Source organism: Virgibacillus senegalensis, assembly GCF_000821245.2.
In the GTDB taxonomy this organism is placed as follows: Bacteria; Bacillota; Bacilli; order Bacillales; family Amphibacillaceae; genus Sediminibacillus; species Sediminibacillus senegalensis.
The window spans coordinates 558606-581116 of record NZ_LN611424.1; the positions used below are offsets into that span (position 1 = coordinate 558606).

Annotated in this window: 20 protein-coding genes; 18 read left to right on the plus strand and 2 right to left on the minus strand. The window is 37.2% G+C overall.

The window, feature by feature from the left end:
• The first annotated feature begins 6 nt into the window (after positions 1-6).
• The 5 genes from BN1067_RS06860 to tagH all read left to right on the plus strand — a co-directional run bounded on the left by BN1067_RS06860 (position 7) and on the right by tagH (position 6497).
• Entirely contained in the window at positions 7-1164 is a 1158-nt protein-coding gene (locus tag BN1067_RS06860; RefSeq protein ID WP_053218155.1) for a CDP-glycerol glycerophosphotransferase family protein, read from the plus strand.
• 91 nt (positions 1165-1255) lie between these two features.
• Complete coding sequence (locus BN1067_RS06865) at positions 1256-3118, plus strand: CDP-glycerol glycerophosphotransferase family protein (protein WP_053218156.1); 1863 nt, start codon at positions 1256-1258, stop codon at positions 3116-3118.
• A 5-nt stretch (positions 3119-3123) separates the two neighbouring features.
• Entirely contained in the window at positions 3124-4689 is a 1566-nt protein-coding gene (locus BN1067_RS06870) for a glycosyltransferase (protein ID WP_053218157.1), read from the plus strand.
• A gap of 174 nt (positions 4690-4863) precedes the next feature.
• Positions 4864-5685 (plus strand): ABC transporter permease, encoded by an 822-nt coding sequence (locus tag BN1067_RS06875; protein ID WP_053218158.1) that lies wholly within the window; start codon positions 4864-4866, stop codon positions 5683-5685.
• 17 nt (positions 5686-5702) lie between these two features.
• On the plus strand, positions 5703-6497 hold the full coding sequence (gene tagH / locus BN1067_RS06880; protein ID WP_053218159.1) for a teichoic acids export ABC transporter ATP-binding subunit TagH: 795 nt from the start codon (positions 5703-5705) through the stop codon (positions 6495-6497).
• A gap of 46 nt (positions 6498-6543) precedes the next feature.
• Here tagH and BN1067_RS06885 read toward each other — a convergent pair whose 3' ends face one another.
• On the minus strand, positions 6544-7911 hold the full coding sequence (locus BN1067_RS06885) for a polysaccharide pyruvyl transferase family protein (RefSeq protein ID WP_053218160.1): 1368 nt from the start codon (positions 7909-7911) through the stop codon (positions 6544-6546).
• Positions 7912-8194: 283 nt separating this feature from the next.
• Between BN1067_RS06885 and BN1067_RS06890 the strand changes: the two genes are divergently transcribed.
• Complete coding sequence (locus BN1067_RS06890) at positions 8195-8929, plus strand: WecB/TagA/CpsF family glycosyltransferase (protein ID WP_324777871.1); 735 nt, start codon at positions 8195-8197, stop codon at positions 8927-8929.
• 43 nt (positions 8930-8972) lie between these two features.
• On the opposite strand, the gene BN1067_RS06895 is transcribed toward BN1067_RS06890, so the two are convergent.
• Positions 8973-10100: an LCP family protein gene (locus tag BN1067_RS06895; RefSeq protein WP_110943352.1), complete on the minus strand. Its 1128-nt coding sequence runs from the start codon at positions 10098-10100 to the stop codon at positions 8973-8975.
• A 392-nt stretch (positions 10101-10492) separates the two neighbouring features.
• On the opposite strand from BN1067_RS06895, the gene BN1067_RS06900 reads away from it, so the two are divergent.
• From BN1067_RS06900 to xylB, 12 genes are all read left to right on the plus strand, one after another.
• Positions 10493-11233: a GntR family transcriptional regulator gene (locus tag BN1067_RS06900; protein WP_053218161.1), complete on the plus strand. Its 741-nt coding sequence runs from the start codon at positions 10493-10495 to the stop codon at positions 11231-11233.
• Between the two features lie 98 nt (positions 11234-11331).
• Positions 11332-12279: a sugar phosphate isomerase/epimerase family protein gene (locus BN1067_RS06905; protein WP_053218162.1), complete on the plus strand. Its 948-nt coding sequence runs from the start codon at positions 11332-11334 to the stop codon at positions 12277-12279.
• Between the two features lies 1 nt (position 12280).
• Positions 12281-13456 carry a M20 family metallopeptidase gene (locus BN1067_RS06910; RefSeq protein ID WP_053218163.1) on the plus strand — a complete coding sequence of 392 codons (1176 nt, stop codon included), beginning with the start codon at positions 12281-12283 and terminating at the stop codon, positions 13454-13456.
• A complete protein-coding gene (locus BN1067_RS06915) occupies positions 13449-14627 on the plus strand; it encodes a threonine synthase (RefSeq protein WP_199868484.1) in 1179 nt (392 codons plus the stop codon). Before BN1067_RS06910 ends, BN1067_RS06915 begins: the two co-directional genes overlap by 8 nt.
• Position 14628: 1 nt before the next feature.
• A complete protein-coding gene (locus BN1067_RS06920; protein WP_053218164.1) occupies positions 14629-15942 on the plus strand; it encodes an ABC transporter substrate-binding protein in 1314 nt (437 codons plus the stop codon).
• A 61-nt stretch (positions 15943-16003) separates the two neighbouring features.
• The gene (locus BN1067_RS06925) at positions 16004-16945 is read left to right on the plus strand and encodes a carbohydrate ABC transporter permease (RefSeq protein WP_053218165.1); all 942 of its coding nucleotides are present in this window, start codon (positions 16004-16006) and stop codon (positions 16943-16945) included.
• A 15-nt stretch (positions 16946-16960) separates the two neighbouring features.
• Positions 16961-17764 (plus strand): carbohydrate ABC transporter permease, encoded by an 804-nt coding sequence (locus tag BN1067_RS06930; protein ID WP_053218166.1) that lies wholly within the window; start codon positions 16961-16963, stop codon positions 17762-17764.
• 10 nt (positions 17765-17774) lie between these two features.
• The gene (locus tag BN1067_RS06935; protein ID WP_053218167.1) at positions 17775-18803 is read left to right on the plus strand and encodes a Gfo/Idh/MocA family protein; all 1029 of its coding nucleotides are present in this window, start codon (positions 17775-17777) and stop codon (positions 18801-18803) included.
• Positions 18804-18816: 13 nt separating this feature from the next.
• Entirely contained in the window at positions 18817-19293 is a 477-nt protein-coding gene (locus tag BN1067_RS06940) for a RidA family protein (RefSeq protein ID WP_053218168.1), read from the plus strand.
• Complete coding sequence (locus tag BN1067_RS06945) at positions 19283-20029, plus strand: MBL fold metallo-hydrolase (protein WP_053218169.1); 747 nt, start codon at positions 19283-19285, stop codon at positions 20027-20029. Before BN1067_RS06940 ends, BN1067_RS06945 begins: the two co-directional genes overlap by 11 nt.
• 10 nt (positions 20030-20039) lie before the next feature.
• Positions 20040-20771, plus strand: a complete 732-nt coding sequence (locus tag BN1067_RS06950; RefSeq protein WP_053218170.1) for an SIS domain-containing protein — start codon at positions 20040-20042, stop codon at positions 20769-20771.
• A gap of 26 nt (positions 20772-20797) precedes the next feature.
• Positions 20798-22327: a xylulokinase gene (gene xylB, locus BN1067_RS06955; RefSeq protein WP_053218171.1), complete on the plus strand. Its 1530-nt coding sequence runs from the start codon at positions 20798-20800 to the stop codon at positions 22325-22327.
• Positions 22328-22511: the final 184 nt, after the last annotated feature.

Below are 22511 nucleotides of genomic sequence, written 5' to 3' on the forward strand. Positions count from 1 at the left end.
TATAGAATGGGTTTGTTGAATAAGATAGTCCTCATCGCAGTAAACGGGATGCTAAAAACGATTTATTCTATATCTTCCTTTCTTTTCCCTTTTCGTCCTGATAAAGTCACTTTTGCTTCCTATAGAAGTGAACAGTTAAAGGGAAATCTCCTTTATCTATATAACGAGTTAGAAAATAACAGAGAACACTATACTTACACCATGCTGTTTAAGAAGTACGACTCTTCATTCCTGGGTAAGCTGGATTATGTGTTACATCTAATTAGAGCTAGCTATCATTTAGCTACCTCGGCTTATTTTGTAGTTGATGATTATTATTATCCTATATATGTGGTTAATCCGAAAAAGAAAACCAAAGTAATACAGTTATGGCATGCTGCTGGAGCATTCAAAAAGTTTGGTCACAGTACCAAAGGAAAATCGTTTGGTCCTAGCCTTGAATACCTTAAATATGTAAATATTCATTCCAATTATTCGAACGTAATAGTAAGCTCAAAAGAAGTTGTCCCTTACTTTGCGGAAGCTTTTAATATGTCAGCAGAAAAAATTCTACCTCTTGGTCTTCCAAGAACGGATTATTTTTATGACAAGGATAAAACGTCTCTTACTGTAGAAAAGTTTAACTCATTATATCCAGAGTTAACAGGGAAGAAGTTAATCTTATATGCTCCTACTTTTAGAGGGAAAAGTCATTACCAAGCGCCTTTTGCGATTCCTTTTGATTTAAAGAAAATGAAAATGCAGCTTGATTCTGATTATGTGTTAGTCACTCATTTTCACCCTTATATGAAAGGGACTAACCGTGACAAAGAAGCGTATTCGGGATTTATTTATGACTTATCAGACGTGTTTGATATTCAAGAATTAATGTACTTAAGCGATATATTATTAACGGATTATTCATCTGTTATATTTGAATTCAGCCTTTTAAATAAACCGATTGCCTTCTTTCCATTTGATTTGGAGGAATATATTCAAGAACGAGATTTTTATTATGAGTACAAGTCTTTTATTCCTGGTCCATTATTTCAGGATACAGAATCCTTAATAAATTGGTTAAAAAACGAGACATTCGATCTGGAAAAAATACAAGCATTTCGCGAGAAATTTTTTGATGATGCAGATGGGAATGCCAGCAAAAGGATAGTGGAATGCTTATTTTAATACTTGTTAAGGTATACTATAAATAGAAAAGAGGCGATTCCTCTTTTCTATTTAGTTTTAAAGTTTTGAGTATAGATAGGAGCTAGCGTGTATGTTTACTCGTATAAAAAAAAGGATCAAAAGGTTGTTAAACCGAAAACAAAGGTCAGAAAATCCAGTAGTTATTGAAGGTAATGAGATAGTTATTAAATCAGATAATATTATGAATTATTCCGACTCAAGTCAAATTGAAGTTGGAAATGATGACGTAACCGTGCATAGGAAAATAACTACTTTAAAATGGACGGGCCCGAAATTACAACTTGAAGGCTATTATTACCTTGAAGATATTCCAATGCAAAAGGATGATTTAGTAAGGAAGAACCTCGTTCTTTATAATAAGAATAATAGAAAGTACACCATCCCGTTGAAAGACAAGAAGGTATTAGAACTGCAAATGAATGAAACAATTGATGATCAATATCTTTGGGCTGGTTTTGAAGGAACCATTAACTTTGCTACATTGGCAAAGGATGGAAAACCACTAGAGGCAGCAGAGTATATGCTCTATCTGGAAGTGGAAGTGTATGTATCAAGCCAGAAAAAATTTAAAAAGACCTTTCCTCTTGGAAATGTAGAAGAATATCTATACGATGGTTTTCATGCTGCTAAAATGGAATATTTCACAGCCAGAAGAGAATTGAAATACAACCTATTGGCAACTTATGATTACACAAATAAAACATTAAAACTAGTCTCTACAAAATTGAAGGACATGGACCCAAGGGAAATGGCGTTGGATGCTCCGGAGACCAGCGGTTTTTTATACAAGTTCTTTCAGAAAAAAATATTTGGGTTTATATACAGAGTTTGTTGGTTGTTTCCGGTGGACGAAAAGAAAGTGTTGTTTGCTTCGGATAGCAGAGAGGAATTGAACGGAAATTTTAAATTTGTTTATGATGAATTAATTTCCAGGAACTTAGATTTAAAGTATGAATTTTTACTTAAAAAAGGAGTAGGCGAAAAGAAAAGCTATCGAGAATTAATTTACTTAGCCTATCAATTGGCCACCTCCAAATTTATATTGTTAGACGATTTTTATCCTATGGTTTATCCATTGAAAATCAGAAAAAACAGCGAGTTGATCCAGCTGTGGCATGCGGTAGGAGCATTTAAAACATTTGGGTTTAGTAGAATTGGACGCCCGGGGGGACCGTCTCCAAAATCCAAAAACCATCGAAACTATACTAAGGTAACAGTAAGTTCTAAAAATATTGCTCCACACTATGCGGAAGGTTTCGGAATTCCTGAAGAAAATGTTGTGGCTACGGGTATTCCTCGAACAGACATATTTTTTGATGATGATTACAAACAAAAAATTCAAGATGAAATTTATGAGGAACATCCTTATTTAAAAAACAAAAAAGTAATTACGTTTGCACCGACATTTAGGGGAAATGGTCAACAGTCTGCTCATTATCCCATGGAATCTCTTGATTTAGAAAAGTTATACAATGAGCTTAGTGATGAATATGTATTTCTTTTGAAGATCCATCCGTTTGTTAAAAATGATATTCAAATTCCTTATCAATACAATGATTTCTTTTATGACTTCTCCGATTACCGGGAAATTAATGATTTATTGTTCATTACCGATATTCTGGTAACGGATTACTCATCTGTATGTTTTGAATTTGCTTTGTTAAACAAGCCAATGATCTTTTTTGCATTTGATGTTGAAGAATATGTACAAAAACGTGATTTTTACTATAATTATCACTCCTTTATACCTGGACCGTTAGCAAAAACGACAGAAGACATGATTAGAATGATTCACAGACAGGACTTCAGAATGGAAAAAATTGATCCTTTTGTGAAATACTTCTTTGATCATGTGGACGGGCAATCAAGTAAACGTGTGGTCGATCAACTGATACTTGAAAAAGACGAAGAAGCTGAGTTGGCTGAGAGGTGAAAAACTTGAAAAGAAAAGTATTTATGCTTCTTTATGATATAGATGTAAATAAAGGTGGAATTACCCGGGTTATGCTTAATCGATCCAAGTTGTTTAATGACCGGGGCTGGGATGTAGATCTTGTCACTCTGGACTATAAAACAAACTACGATGAGATAAGTGCAAACCTGCGTAATGTAGGGCGATTGGCAGAGGAAGTAAATATCCTGAATGTATATGATTACTATCGGGATAAAAATACGGTAACAGGGTTAAAAGACGAGGCCATCGAGTACTATAATGAGCTTTCTCAAATAAATGAAGAAGGATATCAAGTCCAGGACGATTATGAAGAAAAAAGAAATGCCCGTTATTTTGTAGACGGGGTGTATTGCAAGTATAAGAAGTGGACTAAAAACGGTTTACTTAAGCATGTGGACTATTTTAATGAAAACAGAAGCAGGACTTTAAGAGAAGAATTTGCAGAAGACGGTCATGTGTGTAAAAAGACTTTCTTTGATTTGCACACTAATAAGGTGAGACAGGAATTGTTCTTTACCGTGGATGGATTTTGTTTCTTGAACAGGTGGTTTAATGATAAAGAAAAGATCAGTAATATTTTCCTGTTTGATAAGTATTCAAACAAAGTTGAAAGGTTTAAAAACAATCAACAGTTCCATACTTACTGGTTAAATGAATTATGCCGCAGTTATGAAGAGAAACCATTCATGATATGCGATGGAGTAGGATCTTCTACTAAAGTGATGGAAATGGACGATAAGTTAGTGAATCGCATTTATGCCATCCATACCAATCATTTCGCAGCTCCTCATGAATACGGCAGTTATATCAAGGATAATCATGAACCATTGCTCGAAAATCTTTCCAATGTTGAAGCGGTAGTTGTCCTGACAGATAAACAAAAGAATGATATCATAAGGCAATTTGGAGACTATGATAATTTGTTTGTTATTCCTCATTTTGTGTCAAAGTCGGATAGACAAGCATATAAGCAAAAAAATTTGGTGACCGCTGTATCGCGTTATCATAAGGAAAAAGGCTTGGATGAGCTTATAAAGGCTTTTGAATTGGTGAAGGAAAAGATTCCGGAAGCTCGCCTGGAAATACACGGTGATGGTCCAGATAGAGACCGGTTAGAAGGTTTAATAGAAGAACTTAATTTGAAAGATAGCGTCTTTTTAATGGGCTATAGTAATTCGATCGATGAGGTACTTGGTCGATCTACGGTTTCTGCTTTAACTTCTAAGTTTGAAGGATTCAGCATGGTTATTATTGAGTCTTTAATGAATAAGACTCCTGTAGTAAGCTATGATGTCAGTTATGGACCTAGTGACATTATTGAATCTGGAAAAACGGGATATGTAGTTCCCAATAAGGATAAAGAAGAGTTGGCGAAAAAAATTATAAAGCTATTAAAAGCACCTATAAAAGCAAATGTTATGGGTGAACGTGGTCACAGTTATGTGATCAATAAGTATAACGAGGACAACCATTTCAAATATTGGCTCAATTTATTTAATCATTTAGTGCAAAAAGAAACTCAACCAGTGGAAAGCAATGGTATCAAGTAAATTGTAAAGGTATTATCTCCTCAGATAATACCTTTTTCCATGATGATTATTCAGAAGAAGTAAATAGTTGGAAATAAGCCTAACAGTTCTCTGTTTGTGGTATAATATTAAGGATTGACATCAAAACCATGTCATTAATTCGGAACTTTAATTGATATAGAAAGGTAAATAATCATGAAATCCGCACTAACCGTTTTAAAAGAACAAGTGAAATATTTTTATTTGATAAGAAGACTGTCTTTGTATGAAATGAAAAGTGCCAATAACAATAATTATCTAGGAATGGCTTGGGAAGTCATTAATCCTGTGATACAGGTAGCCATCTATTGGTTTGTGTTTGGATTTGGAATGAGGCAAAGGGAACCTATTCAACTGGTAACAGGAGAGAGTGTTGATTTCTTTCCCTGGTTGATCTCGGGTATTATTGTTTGGTTCTTCTTTTATCAATCCACTATTCAAGCGTCCAAATCGATTTATTCACGATTAAGGATGCTATCAAAGATGAATTTCCCTATGAGTGTCATACCTAATTTTATGATATTTGCTCAATTTTATGTTCACGTAGTGATGATAGTCATTACTATCGCCCTGCTTGTGTTATTGGGATTCCCGATTAATATATATTATTTGCAAATTATCTATTTTCTAATAGCGACATTCGCTATCACCTATTCATTGGCATTGATAACATCCACCCTCTCGACAATTGTTCGGGATGTCCATATGTTTTTAAATGCGACACTAAGGATGTTTTTGTACCTCTCGCCGATACTATGGACGATGGAAAAATTGCCTGAGAATTTACAGATCATTATGCAGATTAATCCCCTATATTATTTAATTGAAGGATACCGTGCGGGTTTTCTCGGTACAGAATGGTATATGGTGTCCCACTGGGAATATACGTTGTACTTTTGGTTGTTGACGGTTGTTTTGTTTTTAATTGGTTCAAGCCTTCATGTGAAGTTTAGAAGGCACTTTATTGATTTTCTCTAACAAGAAAGGGATTTAAAATGGAAAAGTCAATCATAGTAAATGATGTTTCAAAGAAATATAAGCTTTATTCTTCCGGATCAGAGAGAATAAAGGATCTACTTTTGCCAAAAAGCTATGGAGAAGACTTTTGGGCGCTGAGAAACGTAAATTTTGAAGCGGAGAAAGGCGATGTAATCGGCTTTGTCGGAATTAATGGTTCAGGAAAATCCACTCTTTCCAATATTATTGCAGGCATTGTGCCAGAAACAAGCGGAAAGGTTCAATTAAATGGACAAGCATCACTCATTGCAGTTAACTCAGGACTCAAGGGAGATCTAACCGGGCGAGATAATATTGAGTTGAAGTGTCTCATGCTGGGATTTTCTAAAAAGAAAATCAAGGAAATAGAGTCTGATATTATCGAATTCGCGGAATTAGAAAAATTTATAGATCAACCGGTTAAATCTTATTCCAGTGGCATGAAGTCCAGGCTTGGTTTTTCCATCTCTGTTACAATCGATCCTGATATTTTAATAATTGATGAAGCATTATCTGTAGGTGATAAAGCTTTTGCAGAAAAAAGTCTGGCTAAGATGAAAGAGTTCAAGGAAAAAGGCAAGACAATGATATTTGTCAGTCATTCAATCAGTCAGATGAAGGAGTTTTGTGAAAAGATTCTTTGGTTGGAATTTGGTATGGTCCGTGACTTTGGTACTGTAGATGAGATCATTCCGAAGTATCAGAAGTTCTTGTCTTCCTATAAAAAAATGACGAAGGAAGAAAAAAAGCAATTTCGCAAAGCTGCCGATAACCGTAACCAGTTAAAAAGCTAAAGAGAGAGGGACTGTCCATTATCTGGCCAGTCCCTCTTGTACTTATTTAACTGAATTTATCTGCAACCTTAAGGGCGAGGCGTACGCTCTTCCTATTTAAGGTTGCTTTTTGTTTTTTGATGATTTTATTTTTCTCTGCTAACTGTGACTTTTGTTTCTTCAATTTTTTAGCTTGTCTTTCTTCAGCTTTAGGATAGTAATCTTCCCAACGTTGAACCATCTCTTCAAGCGTACAACCACTGACAGGGACGATAGGAGGATGGAGTTGGATTTTAGCAAGTTGCTCATCCAATGGAACAATTTGTGGTGATACTCCGTCCTGATAGATATGCTCTAACTTATTTTTATTTAAGAAGTCAATAAAGTGATCAAAATTCTTACCTTGATTTTTTTGCACAGATTGAAAATCAGCATTTTCGACCAAATCCATCAATCGGGTGTTTTCGTTTATATCATGCGCCATGACATGTGTTAATTGGTGATATTCGGCCAGTTCCCGCATACGTGCATCTTTAGGAAGCAATATGCTCGGAGTTCCTGCAAGTACTGCAGCAATGTTACCATGTAATCGGGCTCCGAAGCTCAAATCAGCTTTGGACAGGAAGTCCAGCCAGGTTGGAACATTTAAAAAGAAGCGTACTCGGTTGTTCATATATACAGGGTCCGACATTTTTACCGGATAGTTATCAGCTGACTTTCCAATAGTTGGAGATCCAGTGTAAGTTAACTGCATTTCTTTACGCCATTGTGGAATAAAGTAATGATTAGGGAATTCATCCATGCTTCTTGTAATAAAGTCTAAAACATTTTTTGGAGAAAGTTTGGAAGAATTGACACCAATCATAGAATCCTTTGTTATGTTGGTTTCTCGAATGGTTAATTCTCTTCCGAAAGCATACATGGATGGACAACCTATAACGGTGTGATCGACCCCTTCACGGAAACCTAGACGAGAAAGGTACTTTGCGGTAATTTCACCACGGACTCCAATCATGTTAGATTTTTCTAATACGGCACTTACAAATGCTTTCACGTCTTCATCAAAAGGGAAGCCCTCATTTAACTTAGGTTCAAAGGGAGCTCTTAATCCTACTCCGATCACAACTACTGGAATGTTAAGTTTTTTAATTAATTGTGTGTATTTTCTTAAGGTCGGAACAAAATCTTTTCGAAAAGCATCAGCTAACGGAATAATATAACAGTCGTAATTTTGGTTGATTTCATCTGCTCTTTTAGGGTCGTAATTGTAATAATCGGGTGTTATGGTGGTCCCTTCAGTCATTAATGTGCGAAATACGCTGTATTGATAAATTAAATTACCGACGTTCCCACCAATCGAGTTATTCAGAAGCATATAAGATGCGTCAAAGTTATCCAATGGGGAAATTCCGGCTCTGATTAAAATTCTCTTCATTTAATAGTGAAACCCCTTTCGTAGAAGCAAAATAATGTATTCCTAAGGACAAATAATAACATAATCCGACAATAATATACACTAGAAAATATTTGCTGAAGCAGGTGACAATACGTCTTCCTGGTAATGAGCAGCAGAGTGACAAGTGAAGGAATAAAAAAATTGCAAACAGGAAGAAAAGTGTAATAAAAATAAAAAATACTATTTGTCGAAAAAGCGATTTAATGGGATAATAAAAAAGTTGTAGTATAAAATTAGATGTTAACATGAAAGGTTGTTAAAAGTGTTAGAGCAAGATAATCATGTAACAATAATGGATGTACCTTTCACGAATTTAACCCAAAAAGAACTTTTGAATCAACATATATATAACCGACTCGGAAGGATGGAAAAGACCTTCGTTGTTACCGCCAATCCTGAAATAGTCATGATGGCGAAAGAAAACACTAACTTTCATTCATTAATAAACAGAGCAGATTTTATTATTCCGGATGGGACAGGGATAGTAATGGCGTCTAAAGTGATCAGAAACCCTATTAAAGAGCGGGTGCCTGGTTTTGATTTGATGACCCATTTAATAGGATACGCAGAAGACCAAAATTTAAGTTGTTTTTTCCTTGGCGCAAAACAAGAGGTTCTAGATAAGATGATTAGTAAAATCAAAGATTTACATCCATACTTAAAAATAGCAGGCGCACACCATGGATATTTTGATTTGGAAAATCGGGAAATAGCGGAGAAGGTAAAAAAAGCAAAACCTGATCTCGTATTTGTAGCGCTAGGTTCTCCTTCACAGGAAAAGTGGATCATGAAATACTATGAAGAGTTTGATAAAGGGCTGTTTATGGGAGTCGGAGGTAGTTTTGACGTTATAGCAGGCGAGGTAAAAAGAGCTCCTGATATTTGGATTAAGTTTCACTTGGAATGGTTCTATCGATTGATAAAACAACCTTTTAGGTGGAAACGCATCTTAAAAGTGTTTGAGTTCATGTTTAGAATAGTAATAAGAAAATACTAACACTATTAAAAACGGAAGCAAGCAGATATCTGCTTGCTTCCGTTTAATAACTTGTAGAGGGATCTGTGGATGGCTCTGTTCCATATTCCAATGATTCACTTGGATTGTAATCAGAGTAATTAGAGTTTGAATCAGTGCTATTTTGATCGGTGTCTGTTTCGTTACCGTACATACCTTCACTCGGATGTTCCGTGCTTTCCAGGTCAAGGTGTTCCCGAAGTTCTATTCGTTTATTCGCTACATCTGTTTCATCTAATTGATAATAATAAACACCATCAATCATCGAATCAGAACCTTCAAGATTAAGTGTTTCTACATTTAAGCTACCGCTGGTTCCGTAAGAAATAAAGCTTTTCATTTCACTGAACCGCATGTTGGTCGTCATATTGTCACCAACCGCCTCCATCATATCATCATATTTCGTGACGGAACCAATGTTAGCAGCTTTTTTAATGACCGCTTTAATAATTTCCTGCTGGCGTTTGCCGCGTTCCAGGTCGTTATCTTGTTTTCTGGTTCTAGCCAAAGCAAGTGCCTCTTCCCCGTTTAAATTTTGTTCACCAGGGTATAGATGAATAGCGTTGGCTCTGTCATTTGAGTCTTGCTCTGACATTTCATATGGTACGTCGACATTAATACCATTTAATGCATCGACTACGTCAATAAATGCTTCAAAATCCATTTTTACATAGTAATCAACTGGGATATCAAGAAGGCTTTCTACCGCTTCAATGGAGGCTTTAGGACCGCCATAAGCGTGAGCGTGGTTGATTTTGGTATTGTAGCCTACTTCCGGGATATAGACGTAGGAGTCACGAGGAATACTTAACAGCTTGACGCTTTTCGAATCTTTATTAAGCGTGGCGAGCATCAATGCATCGGAGCGTGAACTTCCTTCGTTTGCACGCTTGTTGCTTTCGTCTACTCCTATAAATAAAACAGACACGTTATCGACATCGGGATCGACTTCCTTATTCCGAAGATCTGATTTGTCTCGACCATCATCTTCATAAGAGCCGCTCACGACTTCGTCAGCTTTATTGTAAAGATAAGCACCATAAGCTGTGGTAGCCCCTACTAAAATTAAAATGGGTACTAATATAAATAAAATGCGTCTCCGCTTCTTTATTTTACGTTTCCTTATTATTCTTCTTTGTGAATTATTTTCCATTTAAAGTCTCCTTAATTAATAGAGCTAATCCTAAATAAACACCAATATATATTTTACTACTAAATCCGACACTAGTAAATTGAATTTTTTAGTAAAAAGTGTGTAAAAATAATAGAATAAAACCTCTGGGGACAGTCCCCCAACACATTACCACTGCGTCTCGGTAGAATGGTAGAACGTTGGGGGACTGTCCCTAGCTACTGTCCTTATCTAAGGTTAATTTCACATCCACTATGGGCTATCAATAGTCTTCTCGTCTTATTTCTTATTTCCGATATATTTTGACAACATTTTAAAAAAATTCTTGCAATTTAAAAAACAATCGCTTACAATGTGAATTGAGTAATTGGTATAGACAACTAATCCAACAATTGGTAGAAAGGTGGGTGATGATGGAAGAGAATAAAATTGATAAGGAAGCTGTCGTTCCTATTTATCATCAAATAAAAACACTCATAACAAAAAAGATAGACGACAAGCTCTGGAATGTTGATGATATGATTCCTTCGGAGAGAGAATTAACTAACCAGTTATCTATAAGTCGTATGACGGTCAGACATGCAATCAATGACTTAGTAAATGAAGGCGTGTTGTATCGCAAACGTGGAAAGGGAACCTTTGTTGGTAAGCCTAAAATCGATCAAGTTTTATCAAAATTATCCAGTTTCACTGAGGATATGAAAAAAAGAGGCTTAAAACCAGGTTCAAAGGTCTTGCATGTGAAAGAAGTACCCGCTTGTGAAAAAATTGGGGGAGTTTTAGAAGTAGAAGAAGGTTTTCCCGTAATAGAAGTTTTTCGATTAAGATTGGCAGATGACGAGCCAATGGCTTTGGAACGATCTTTTTTACCTGCGGAAAAAGTAGCTTCTATCTTAAACTACTCTTTGGAAAACAAGTCACTATATAAAGAACTAAAAGAAAAATACAATTTGAATGTAGCTTTTGCTACTCAAACAATTGAGATATCTTACTTAAGTAAACCACAAGACTCAGACCTGCTTGAGGTAAATGTCGGAACCCCGGTTTTACTTATCAAAAGGCATACTTATTCAGACGAAAAAACTCCCTTAGAGTATGTTGAATCGTTATATCGCGCCGATCGCTATAAATTTTCAATTGAGATGGAAAAGTAAAGCAGTATTTTATACTGCTAAATATTTATATTTACTGGTATAGACATATATACGACTATAACTATGAATGCTACAAAAAATTGAGAGGATGAAAGTTAATGAGTTCAGATTTGAAACTTTCCTTTGAGATTTGGCCAAATATGCCTTGGGGTAGATTAGAAATTGCTGGACCAGCATCAAATAGTTGGGGGGACAAATCGCTTGATTGGTGTATTGATCGAATTGCTGATTACGGATATGAAGGGTTTGACGTAGTATATCCGAAAATTATGGAACTCCGTCCTCATGAATATGAGGAACAGGTTAAAAAAGTCAGGATAGCAATGGAAAAGCGTAATGTGGCTTTTGCTTCAATAGCCTGCCATACTACTTTTGTTACACCAAGATATTTTGATAGAGATAACGGAATTGCTAAATTCAAAAAAGCAATTGATGCTGCTGCAGACATGGGGGCGGAAACTGTTGTAACCCTGGTTGGAGACGGATATTACGATCCTCCACTTTATAACGTCATTACTCGAAAAGAAGCATGGGATCAAGTTGTTACTGCAACTAGGGAAGTAGCCGATTATGCGAAGCAATATAACATTGATGTAAGTATTGAGCTTATCCAAGGAACGATTATCAACGATATCCCTTCTGTCTTAAAACTCTTTGAGGACGTCGATCGCCCTAATGTCTACTGCTGTGTCGACGTTGGGACCTTCTATACTACAGTCAAGCCAAAAATGTCAATTAAAGAAGCGATTCAGAAGTTAGGAGATCGTATCAAGGTCACTCACGTAAAAGATGAAGTAGGGTTTCCTAATATAATGCAGTCTCAACATGTGTGGTTCGGCGGTGGCTTTGTTGATTTCTCAGAAATGGCTGTGGCATTAAAAGAGGTTGGTTATAAGCACTATAACTCTGTTGAATGGGAAGCGTGGCAAGCGGGAGGACTGTTTGGAGTTGGGGAACCTTCTGGCATTGGTTTAAGTGACTTTGATCGAGTGGCTGTAGAATCTAAAGAATTTCTAGAAGAGCATGGTTGGGGGAAATTAAAATAATATGTTGACTCAGGTTGAGAACCTTCTCTTTAAGCTAATTGAGATTGAAAGTCATCAAGATGTAGAAGGCCATGAAAAAGAGATAATTGATTACATTAAAAATATCTTTGAATATGAAGGAATTGAAGTTGAGTTACAAGAGGTAATAAATGGGCGGGCCAACTTAATTGCCAGGTTGAGAGGGAAAGGAGATGGTCCAACCCTCTTACTCAACGGACATGCAGACACAGTCCCGCCTTATGGGATGGAAGAGGCGTTCCATCCTAAAGTTGAAGACGGTAAGGTTTATGGGCGTGGGAGTGTAGATATGAAAGGTGCACTAGCTGCGATGATCCAAGTATTATTGGATTTTAAACGTAGAGGGGTCTCTTTGAAAGGTGATTTGATTTTTGCTGCAACTATAGGAGAAGAAAATTACAGTCCTGGTGCGTATCACTTACTTAATAGTGGAATACAAGCGGATTATGCCATTGTTGGAGAGCCTACTGGAATGAAAGTAGGTATTGCTCATAAAGGTGTGGTGTGGGGAGAAGCTTGTTTTTATGGTAAGTCAGTTCATGGCAGTGTTCCTGAAAAAGGCGCTAATGCCATTTATAAAGCGACTGGATGGATTCAAAAAGTTATTAATGAATATATACCCAAAATTAGCCAGAGAGAACACCCTATTTTAGGTAAACCTACTATAAATATAGGGGAAATCAATGGCGGTACTAGGCCGGTAATCGTTCCAAATAAATGCATCGTTAAATTCGAACAACGTTTACTACCCAATGAAAAGGAAGATGGCGTCATTAAAGAATTGCAATCTATTATCGATGAACTTGCAGAAAAGGACCCAGATATGAAAGGAACTGTAAAAGAACTACCAGTTTTTAAAGGGGTTCCTCATAGGGCTTTAGAAACTGATGTTGATAGCGAAGTCGTGAGAGTATTATGTGAGGAGTATGAGCAAAAATTTCAATCTCCTGCGAAGCCTGTAGGTTTGCAATTTTGGTCAGATGGAGCTCTGTTAGGTGATATCCCAGGTATTGAAACAGTGGTATGTGGACCTGGAGATATTGAACAAGCACACTCAAATGAGGAATATATCACCAGGCGACAATTACAAGCCGCGTATGATATTTATTCAAAGGTGGCCATAAGCCTGTGTGGGGAGGAGAGTTCCGTTTTTGAATAGATTAAAGGGATTAACATGTGTGGAATGTGGACATAAACATGAAATATCCATTATATACAAATGCGAGCGTTGTAAAGGTAGTTTGGATGTTGAATATTATTACAATGAAATTTTTGATGAAAAAGAATTATTTGCGCTGGATACATTCAGAGAAGGTATATGGAAATATTCCTCTCTTATGCCGGTGAATGAAGATATGAACCCCGTAACTTTAGGAGAAGGGAACACCCCCTTTTTTCGATCCTCTAAGCTTATACAGAAATTAGGAATCAACAATATCTACTTGAAAAATGAATCTGTAAATCCTACTTTATCATTCAAAGACCGTCCTTTATCAGTAGCGTTAACATTAGCGAAACAGTATGAAGTGGAGAAGGTAATCACCGCTTCAACCGGTAATACTGGAGTCGCTGCTGCTGCGTACGCAGCAAGGGCTGGAATACCTTGTGAAATTTATATTCCCGCCAGCACCCCTCAAGAAAAGCAGATGATGATGGAGGTTTATGGAGCAAAAATCAAAACCATAGAAGGTACATTTAGTGACGCCTATAAAGTAGCTGGGGAAACTGCTATTGCGAATGACTGGTTGAACCTTACGTCTACTTTCCTCAATCCTTTTGCAATAGAAGGGGATAAGACACTGGCTTATGAAATTTATGAACAATACGGGGGAGTACCTGATTGGATTATCATCCCTGTCGGAGCCGGTCCTCTGTTAGTTTCATGTTATAAAGGCTTTAAAGAGTTACAACTTGCCGGAAAAATCGATTCATTGCCAAGGATGGTGGGCGTGCAAGCTGAAGCATGTGCTCCAATCGTGGAAGCTTTTAAAAAAGGGACAAAAGTTGAACCATGGACCAAATCAGGAAAATCAGTTGCTGGAGGAATTGCTGACCCGTTGACAACTTATTCACAGGATGGAACCCGGACATTGAGGACGATTATAGAATCGAATGGACAGGCTATAGCTGTTAACGATGATAGCATTATAAAACACCAAAGACTGTTGGCAGAGGAGGAAGGGGTTTTTGTAGAACCTTCATCAGCTACAGCTTTGTCTGCTCTGGAAAAAATGAAGGAAAATGAGCTTGTACAAAAAGATCAGAGCGTCGTATGTGTGATTACAGGGCACGGTTTAAAAGATTTAGACGTCATTAAAAAGGAGAATTAAAATGAAGAGAATGATAAATTGGAGAGTCTATACAGGTCTTGCATCGCTTCTTTTGGCCTTGTTGTTGGTAGGTTGCTCTAGTAGTAGTAGTTCAGATGATTCAGGTGTTACAGAGATAACACTCTGGCATATGGAAGAGCCGCCACACCGCGTGGAAGGATTTAATAAAGTAATTAATAAGTTTAATAGCGAGCAATCTGATATCGAAATTAAGCCCCAGGTTCAGAGTTGGGATGATGCTTACTCAAAATTTCCTGCTGCCATCCAAGCAGGAAACGGTCCAGACTTATTATTTACACTACCTGATTATACAACTTTAATTCAAGACCTCGGTGTAGTTCAACCAGTAGATGAAATTGTAGAAAGTTTAGATGAAGAATATGATTTCATTGACTCCTCTTTAGCCCCTTATCAATATGATGATCATACCTGGGCAGTTCCTATTTTTGGCATGGTGCAAGCCCTTTGGTACAGAGAAGATTTCTTTAAAGAAGCAAATTTGGAAGCTCCTCAAACCTGGGAAGATTTGACCCAAGCAGCAGAAACATTAAATAAAGATGGTGTAAATGGGATAGCCCTCCCTGCTTCTAAATCTTTGGCAACCGATCAAGTGCTTTATAGTTTCTTAATCACTGCTGGTGCAAAAGATATCATAGACGAGAATAATAATGTTGATTTCAACAAGCCGGAAACCGTAAAAGCATTTAAGAAGTATGAAGAACTATTGCAGTATTCACCTAATGATAGTAACACTTATACATGGGGAGAACCTCAAGCTCAATTCAATTCCGGAAAAGTTGCCATGGCTATCGAAAAAGGACAATATTTAGCTCCATTTGAAGATGAATCTGGCCAGCCTGCTGAAGACTTAGGTGTGGTTCCTATGCCAGTCGCAGAAGGTGGCGAAGAAGGCAGCATTTATTATTCTAATGGGATAATGATCCTAACAGAGGATGAAGAGAAGCAACAAGCTGTTGAAGAATTTTTCGCTTATCTTTACAAGCCAGAAAATTATGCAGAGTTTATAAATGCTGAGCCTGGCCTGTTCCTGCCTGTTACTGAGGTAGCCTCCCAATCAGACGAATATTGGAACAATCCTGTTATTTCCAAGTATGAACAACAAGTTCAAACCTTGATAGACGTTTCAGAGAACGGCGCTTTATTTGGGTTTACTGATGGAGTCTCTTCAGAAATCGGTCAAATTTCCGGTCCTAACCTCTTAGCCCAAACTCTTCAACAAATGACGACTAATGGCATGTCAGCTGAAGAAGCAGTGGAATGGGGACAGGAACAAATGAAAAATGCAGTGGAATAAAACAAAGAATTACTCAGGGAAATAAATTTCCCTGAGTGATTCATAGGTAGGGGGTATAACTTTGAAGAAAGAAGAAGCTATATATAAGTCATCGGCATTAGTAAGTTCAAAGAAAAGCAGTCAAATAGTAAAAAAACATCGTAAAAAGTCTTTTGTTCCTTATCTACTAGTCGGCCCATTAGTTATTTGGATTCTTATCACCGTCTTTTTACCACTTAGTTCTGTAATAAAAGAGAGTTTTTTTAGTACTGGATTCGTAGGGACCGAAGGAGAATTCGTTGGATTTCAAAATTATTTCAACGTACTAACCTCTGAAATTTATTGGTCCTCATGGGGCAAAAGTTTATTTTGGGTTATCGGTAATATGCTAATACAAACTATTTTAGCCTTCAGTGTTGCATTGTTACTTAATAATAGCCGACGAATTTCAAAGATAGCGCGTACGTGGATGATTATTCCATGGATTATTCCAACAATAGTTGTTGCAATATTTTGGCAATGGATTCTGAATGGGTCTTATGGAATTCTAAACAATTTTCTTTTATCTATAGGTGCTATACAGGAGCCATTAAATCTACTTGGAAATTCTGATTGGTCATTGCCCATAATAATCTTTATCAATTCTTGGCACTGGTTTCCGTTCTTAGCTGTCATACTTTTAGCAGGTTTGTCAGGTATCCCGGAAGAATTGTATGAAGCTTCAGCGATGGATGGAGCAAATAAATGGCAGGAATTTTGGAATGTGACACTACCATCTCTTCAACATACAACGTTTGCATTAGGTTTGGTTGGAACACTTTGGATGTTTAATATTTTCGATCTTATCCAATCTTTGACGGAAGGTGGACCTGCTGGTTCTACAACCACGATTCCTGTTCTGATTTATCAAGAAGCGTTTGAAAGCTATGCATTAGGAAATGCATCTGCCATGTCAGTAATTACAGCAATTTTTATGATTGGTTTTGCGATAACATTTGTTAAATTCGCAGCTCCAAAGGATTGATAAGGGGGATAGCAAATGAAATTTATTAAATGGTTGTTTGCTGCAGTACTTATTTTTTTGATTGCTTTCCCGTTTTATTGGGTTACAATCTCTTCTTTTAAATTGCCGAATCAAATTCTAATCCCAGACTTATGGCCTAAGGGGTGGACTTTACAACACTATCAAGAATTATTGGTGGATACTCCTTATTTAAATAATTTAACTAATAGTTTAATTGTTTCATTTGGAACGATGGTTATAACAATTTTTCTTGTGGTGCCTGCTTCTTATGCTATTTACCGCATGCAATTTAAAGGAAGAAACTTTTTTTACTATTTAATTCTGGCAACATTTATTTTTCCAACTATGCTGCTATTGGTTCCCGTTTATCAATTAATGTCTAATATAAATCTTATCGATAATCTATGGAGTTTAATCATTATAAATGTAACATTTGCAGCTCCGTTTGCAACTTGGCTGATGAGTGGGTTCTTTAAAGGAATTCCACCTTCGCTAGATGAATCGGCAGCTATTGATGGCGCAGGGCAATTGAGAATACTTTTTCAAATAATTCTTCCTTTAATTGCACCTGGTCTAGCTACTATTGCTGTATATTCTTTTGTCGTATCCTGGACAGAATTTGCTTTTGCTTCAGTGCTTATTTCTAGTGAGGAAAATCAAGTGCTGACCGTAGGCTTAAATCAAATAATGGGGCAATATACAGTCCGTTGGGGTTCAATCACAGCTGGAGCTGTTTTAACCTTACTTCCGGTCTTAGTGTTCTTTGCATTTGTCGGTAAGTATTTTGTTAAAGGTTTAACGGAAGGATCTGTTAAATAGGAGGAGAAATATGAAAAACCTGAAAATAGGTGTAATCGGAACTGGACGGTTCGGCAGACTTCACTTGGAAGTGTTCAGCCATATTGATAACTGCCAAGTTTTAGGGATAGCAGATATAGATAAAGAGAATTTAAAAGCAACTCAGAAGAAGTTCCGCGTTGAAAGAACGTATTCAGATGCTATGAAACTGATACAAGATAAGGATATTGATGTCGTAGATATAGTCAGTGATGAAAGTACCCATGGTACTTTCGCTATCGAAGCAATTAAAAATGGCAAACATGTTTTTATCGAAAAACCTATCGCTACCTCCTTTGATGAAGCAGTCAAGATCGAGGAATTAGCCAGCTTACACAATGTACAGGTTATGATAGGCAATATCAGCCGTTTCAGTACACCATATTTTTCAATAAAAGAAGCTATAGAGAATGGAGCTTTAGGTGATTTGGCTATGATTCGGGCTAAAAGAAACTTCAGTAAAAGTTGGTTTGATCACTTTGGCAAAAGAGTACACCCTGTTTACGAATCTGGAATCCATGATATCGATTTAATACTTTGGTATGCCAATTCTCCATGTGAGGAAGTGTATGCAGTAGAGAACAACATAAGCGGTTATAAATATCCGGATCTCTTCTCCGCAATATTAAAATTTGGAAATGGTCTGGTTGCTTCTTTGGACTCTGCTTGGCTTTATCCCAAGGGTGGACCGCAGAATCTAGTTGAAACCCTAGAACTTGAAGGTACCATAGATGCAGACATTGAAATCATTGGTAAAAAAGGTACTGCTAATTATAAGCTTAACCATTCGGGTTACTCTATCTGGACGGAAAAGGATGTAAAGCATCCAGAGCTAACCTTGTGGACTACAGAACATGATGGTATCGGAGGAGCGATTAGAAGTGAATTACAACACTTTATTTTCCAAATTGAAAAAGGGGAAGAATCTCTGGTCGCCCCCGTCCACGACTCAGTTGAAGCAATGAAAATTGCTGATGCCATAGTACAAGCAGCAGCAAAAAATAAACCAATAAAACTATAAATGGGGGAATCAGATGAGTGTTTATGATCGTATAGAAGAACTAAATATTACTGTCCCTAAAGTCGAGCCTCGGTTCATGTTTGTCCCCGGGGTTCAAGTAGGCAACCTATTATTTATCTCTGGCCAAACACCTGAGGTTGAGGGTGAAATGTTTTATGTCGGCAAACTAGGTAAGGACATGGATATCGAAGAGGCTAAAAAAGCTGCAAGGTTAGCTGCTCTCAACTGTCTTGGAGAAATTGAAGCTGTCCTCGGAAGTCTTGATCGCATTGAGCGTATAGTGAGAGTGATTGGCTATGTAAGATCAGCCGAAAACTTTGGTGAACAGCCACTTGTTATAAATGGTGCTTCAGAATTATTAGCAGATGTATTTGGAGAAAACGGAAAGCATGCACGAGCAGCATTAGGAACGAGCGAACTTCCGTTTGGGGCTCCTGTTGAACTAGAGATGATTGTTCAAGTTAAAGAGGATGGTGCTAATGAAGATTAATGATTATGTTTATCTAGTAGCAAGTGGACAAATGGGGTTTGATTGGACCCATCCTTCTGATTGTAATGTTTATCTTTTAGAAAGCCAAGGTGAGCTTGCTTTAATTGATACAGGGACTGGTTATTCAGTCAATGATATATGTGAAAACATTGAGAAGTACGGGTTTTCTATTTCCCAGCTTAAAAAAATATTCCTTACTCACATCCATGCAGATCATGCTGGAGGTGCCGCACTCTTAAAGGAAAAAACAAAAGCGGAAGTATATGTGATTGAGAGCGCATTTGAAACATTGAAAAATGGTGATGAAGCTGCAATTGATTTAACAATAGCAAAAAGGTTTGGCTATTATCCTGACGATTACCAATTTAACCCATGTCTTGCAGACCACCTTCTAAAAGAAGGAGACCAGCTATGTCTTGGTGACTTCCAACTCAAAGTTTTTGAAACTCCCGGTCATTCTAGATTTGATTTATCATTCGAAATAAAAAGTAGTGAGAGCCCCAAGTTGTTATTCAGCGGTGATACTGTCTTTTATAACGGGAAGATTTCAATGTTGAACACCCATGATTTTCATATGCAGAAATTGGCAGATAGTATAGCGAAGTTATCCGATGTCGAAGCGGATGTTCTATTGCCAGGACATTATCAACCTGCGTTAAAGAATGGAGCAAACCACGTACAGAAAGCCCATGCAACTTTTCAGAGTATGGGTATACCTAGCAATATCGTAGGTTAGGAGGATGAAAATGTTAGAAGAAGATTATGCTTCTAAAGTCAAAGAATTATTAGATGAAGTACAAGATAGGCAGGCGGGAGTTATTAAACAGGCAGCTGCATTGATAGCTGACTCTATTATAAATGATGGACTATTACATTTATTTGGATGCGGTCATTCCCATATGCTAGTAGAAGAAGTTTTTTATCGTGCCGGAGGCCTTGTTCCTATCAGCCCTATTTTTGAAACTAGTACAATGCTGCATGAAGGGGCTGTTAAGAGTTCGAAAATTGAGAAAATGCAAGGGTATGCCGTACATATATTAGACAATTATACTTTGAAAGAGGACGAAGTAATTATTATTATATCGAACTCAGGGATTAATAGTTTGCCAATTGAAATGGCTATGGTAGCAAAAAGGAAAGGGCTTAAAGTAATAGCTTTAACATCAACTTCCTATCTATCTAAAAGATCCAGGCACCCGTCTGGCAAGAAACTTTATGATCTTGCTGATATCGTAATAGATAATATGTTGCCATATGGCGATGCTTTGGTGAAAATTCCTGATACGGAGCTTCACATGGGTCCAGGTTCTTCAGTCGTAGGGGCATTTCTAATAAATACGTTGATGGTAAGAGTAGTAGAAGAACTTCGGGCTTCAGGAATAACCCCTCCTGTTTTTGTCAGCGGAAATGTTGAAGGGGGAATGGAATACAACCAAAAGTATATTGATCAATATCAAGAGCGTATCAAGCATTTGTGAGTATAGAAACAGGAGGGGTGGAAAACTTGGATGACAAACATTTCCTCATGGCTATAGATATTGGCACAACATCCGTGAAGTGCCTAGTGATGAACGCAGAAGGTGTTACACTAACCTCTTCCTCACATGGTTATCAGATTATTAATCGGCACCCTTCATGGGTAGAGCAGTGTCCTGATGATTGGTGCAATGCCGTAATCCGTTCCATTAAAAATTGTTTAATAGACATTGATTCCAAAGATATAAAAGCTATATCATTTTCCGGCCATATGAGCGCTCTAGTAATGGTGGATGAAGAAGGGGAGCCTTTATACCCAAGTATTTTAATAACAGATACCAGGTCTTCTAAACAGACTTCTTTCTTGCGGGAAAGGTATTTAGAAAGGGTTTCCAAGGTAACGGGAAATGAACCACTCGATGCTTTTACATTATCCAAATTATTATGGGTAAAGGAAGAATATCCTGATTTGTTGGGTCGTACCTCAAAGTTTCTTTTTCCGAAGGACTATGTCAGGTATAAAATTACAGGATTAATGGGCACCGATCCTACCGATGCTGGAAATAGCTTATTGTATGATATTAAGAAGAAAGATTGGAATTGGGAATTTATAAATGAACTTGATATACCAGAGAGTATATTTCCTGCTATATCCAATACTACAGCAATCTTTGGTCAAGTAAGCAAAAAAGCGGCTAGTCTCACCGGATTAAAAGAAGGAACTCCTGTAGTGACAGGGGGAGCAGACATGGCATGTAGCCAAGTTGGAACTGGAGCGATTTTAGAAGGCGTAATGGCCATTACACTAAGTACTTCGGGACAAGTCGTTATGGCTGTGCCGGGACCACACGAATATGGGATTGGTAAGGTTACCTTCCATCCAGCAGTTAATACAGAATCTATGTACACCATGGGCACTATTTTTACAGGTGGTCTCGGAGTAGAGTGGGGCTACAAGCTATTATTTAATAAGGAAAGATTGGACAAGACGGACTATAAGGAACTTGGCATTCTGACTAAAGAAATGGAAGGTTGTTCCCCTGGAAGTGAAGGATTATTATTCTTACCTTTTCTTGTAGGTAGTAGCACTCCGCATTTTGATACTACAGATAGAGCCTCTTGGGTCGGTTTATCGTTAAACCAAGATAAAGCGTTATTATTACACTCTATTCTGGAAGGAATTACATTTAATATTTTAGAAAATGTAAATGTAGTTAAGAAAATTGCTGGGAATGCACATAAAGTTCATATTGGTGCAGGTGGAAGTCGTAACCGAGTCTGGTGCCAAATGATTGCAGATGTACTTGGAATGGATATTTGCACATTATCTAACCGTGATGGTTCAGCGTTGGGTGCAGCTATTATTGCTGGAACAGGAATAGGGCTATTTTCTTCTATAGAGGATGCTGCTTCAAAAATAGTTACAATCAAGGATGATATCCCCTTTAATACAGAAAGACACAAAACATACCATAGTCTATTTGAAGGCTATCAAGAAGTTTATCATTCAATGAATAGGTATATGCATAAGTATCTATCCTCCCCTAAAAATCACTAGCTATATAATTTCGAATAAATATCGTTTTCACAAGTATGGAACTATAAAACCAACGATTACATTTATGTAAACATTTGCTTGGGTGCCTACGACAAATATGAGAGTTCACCTCCCTCACAGCATCGTAAACCTCTATTATTTATAGGGGCGACAAAATAAGCAAATAAACTTCCGCGGAATCGAC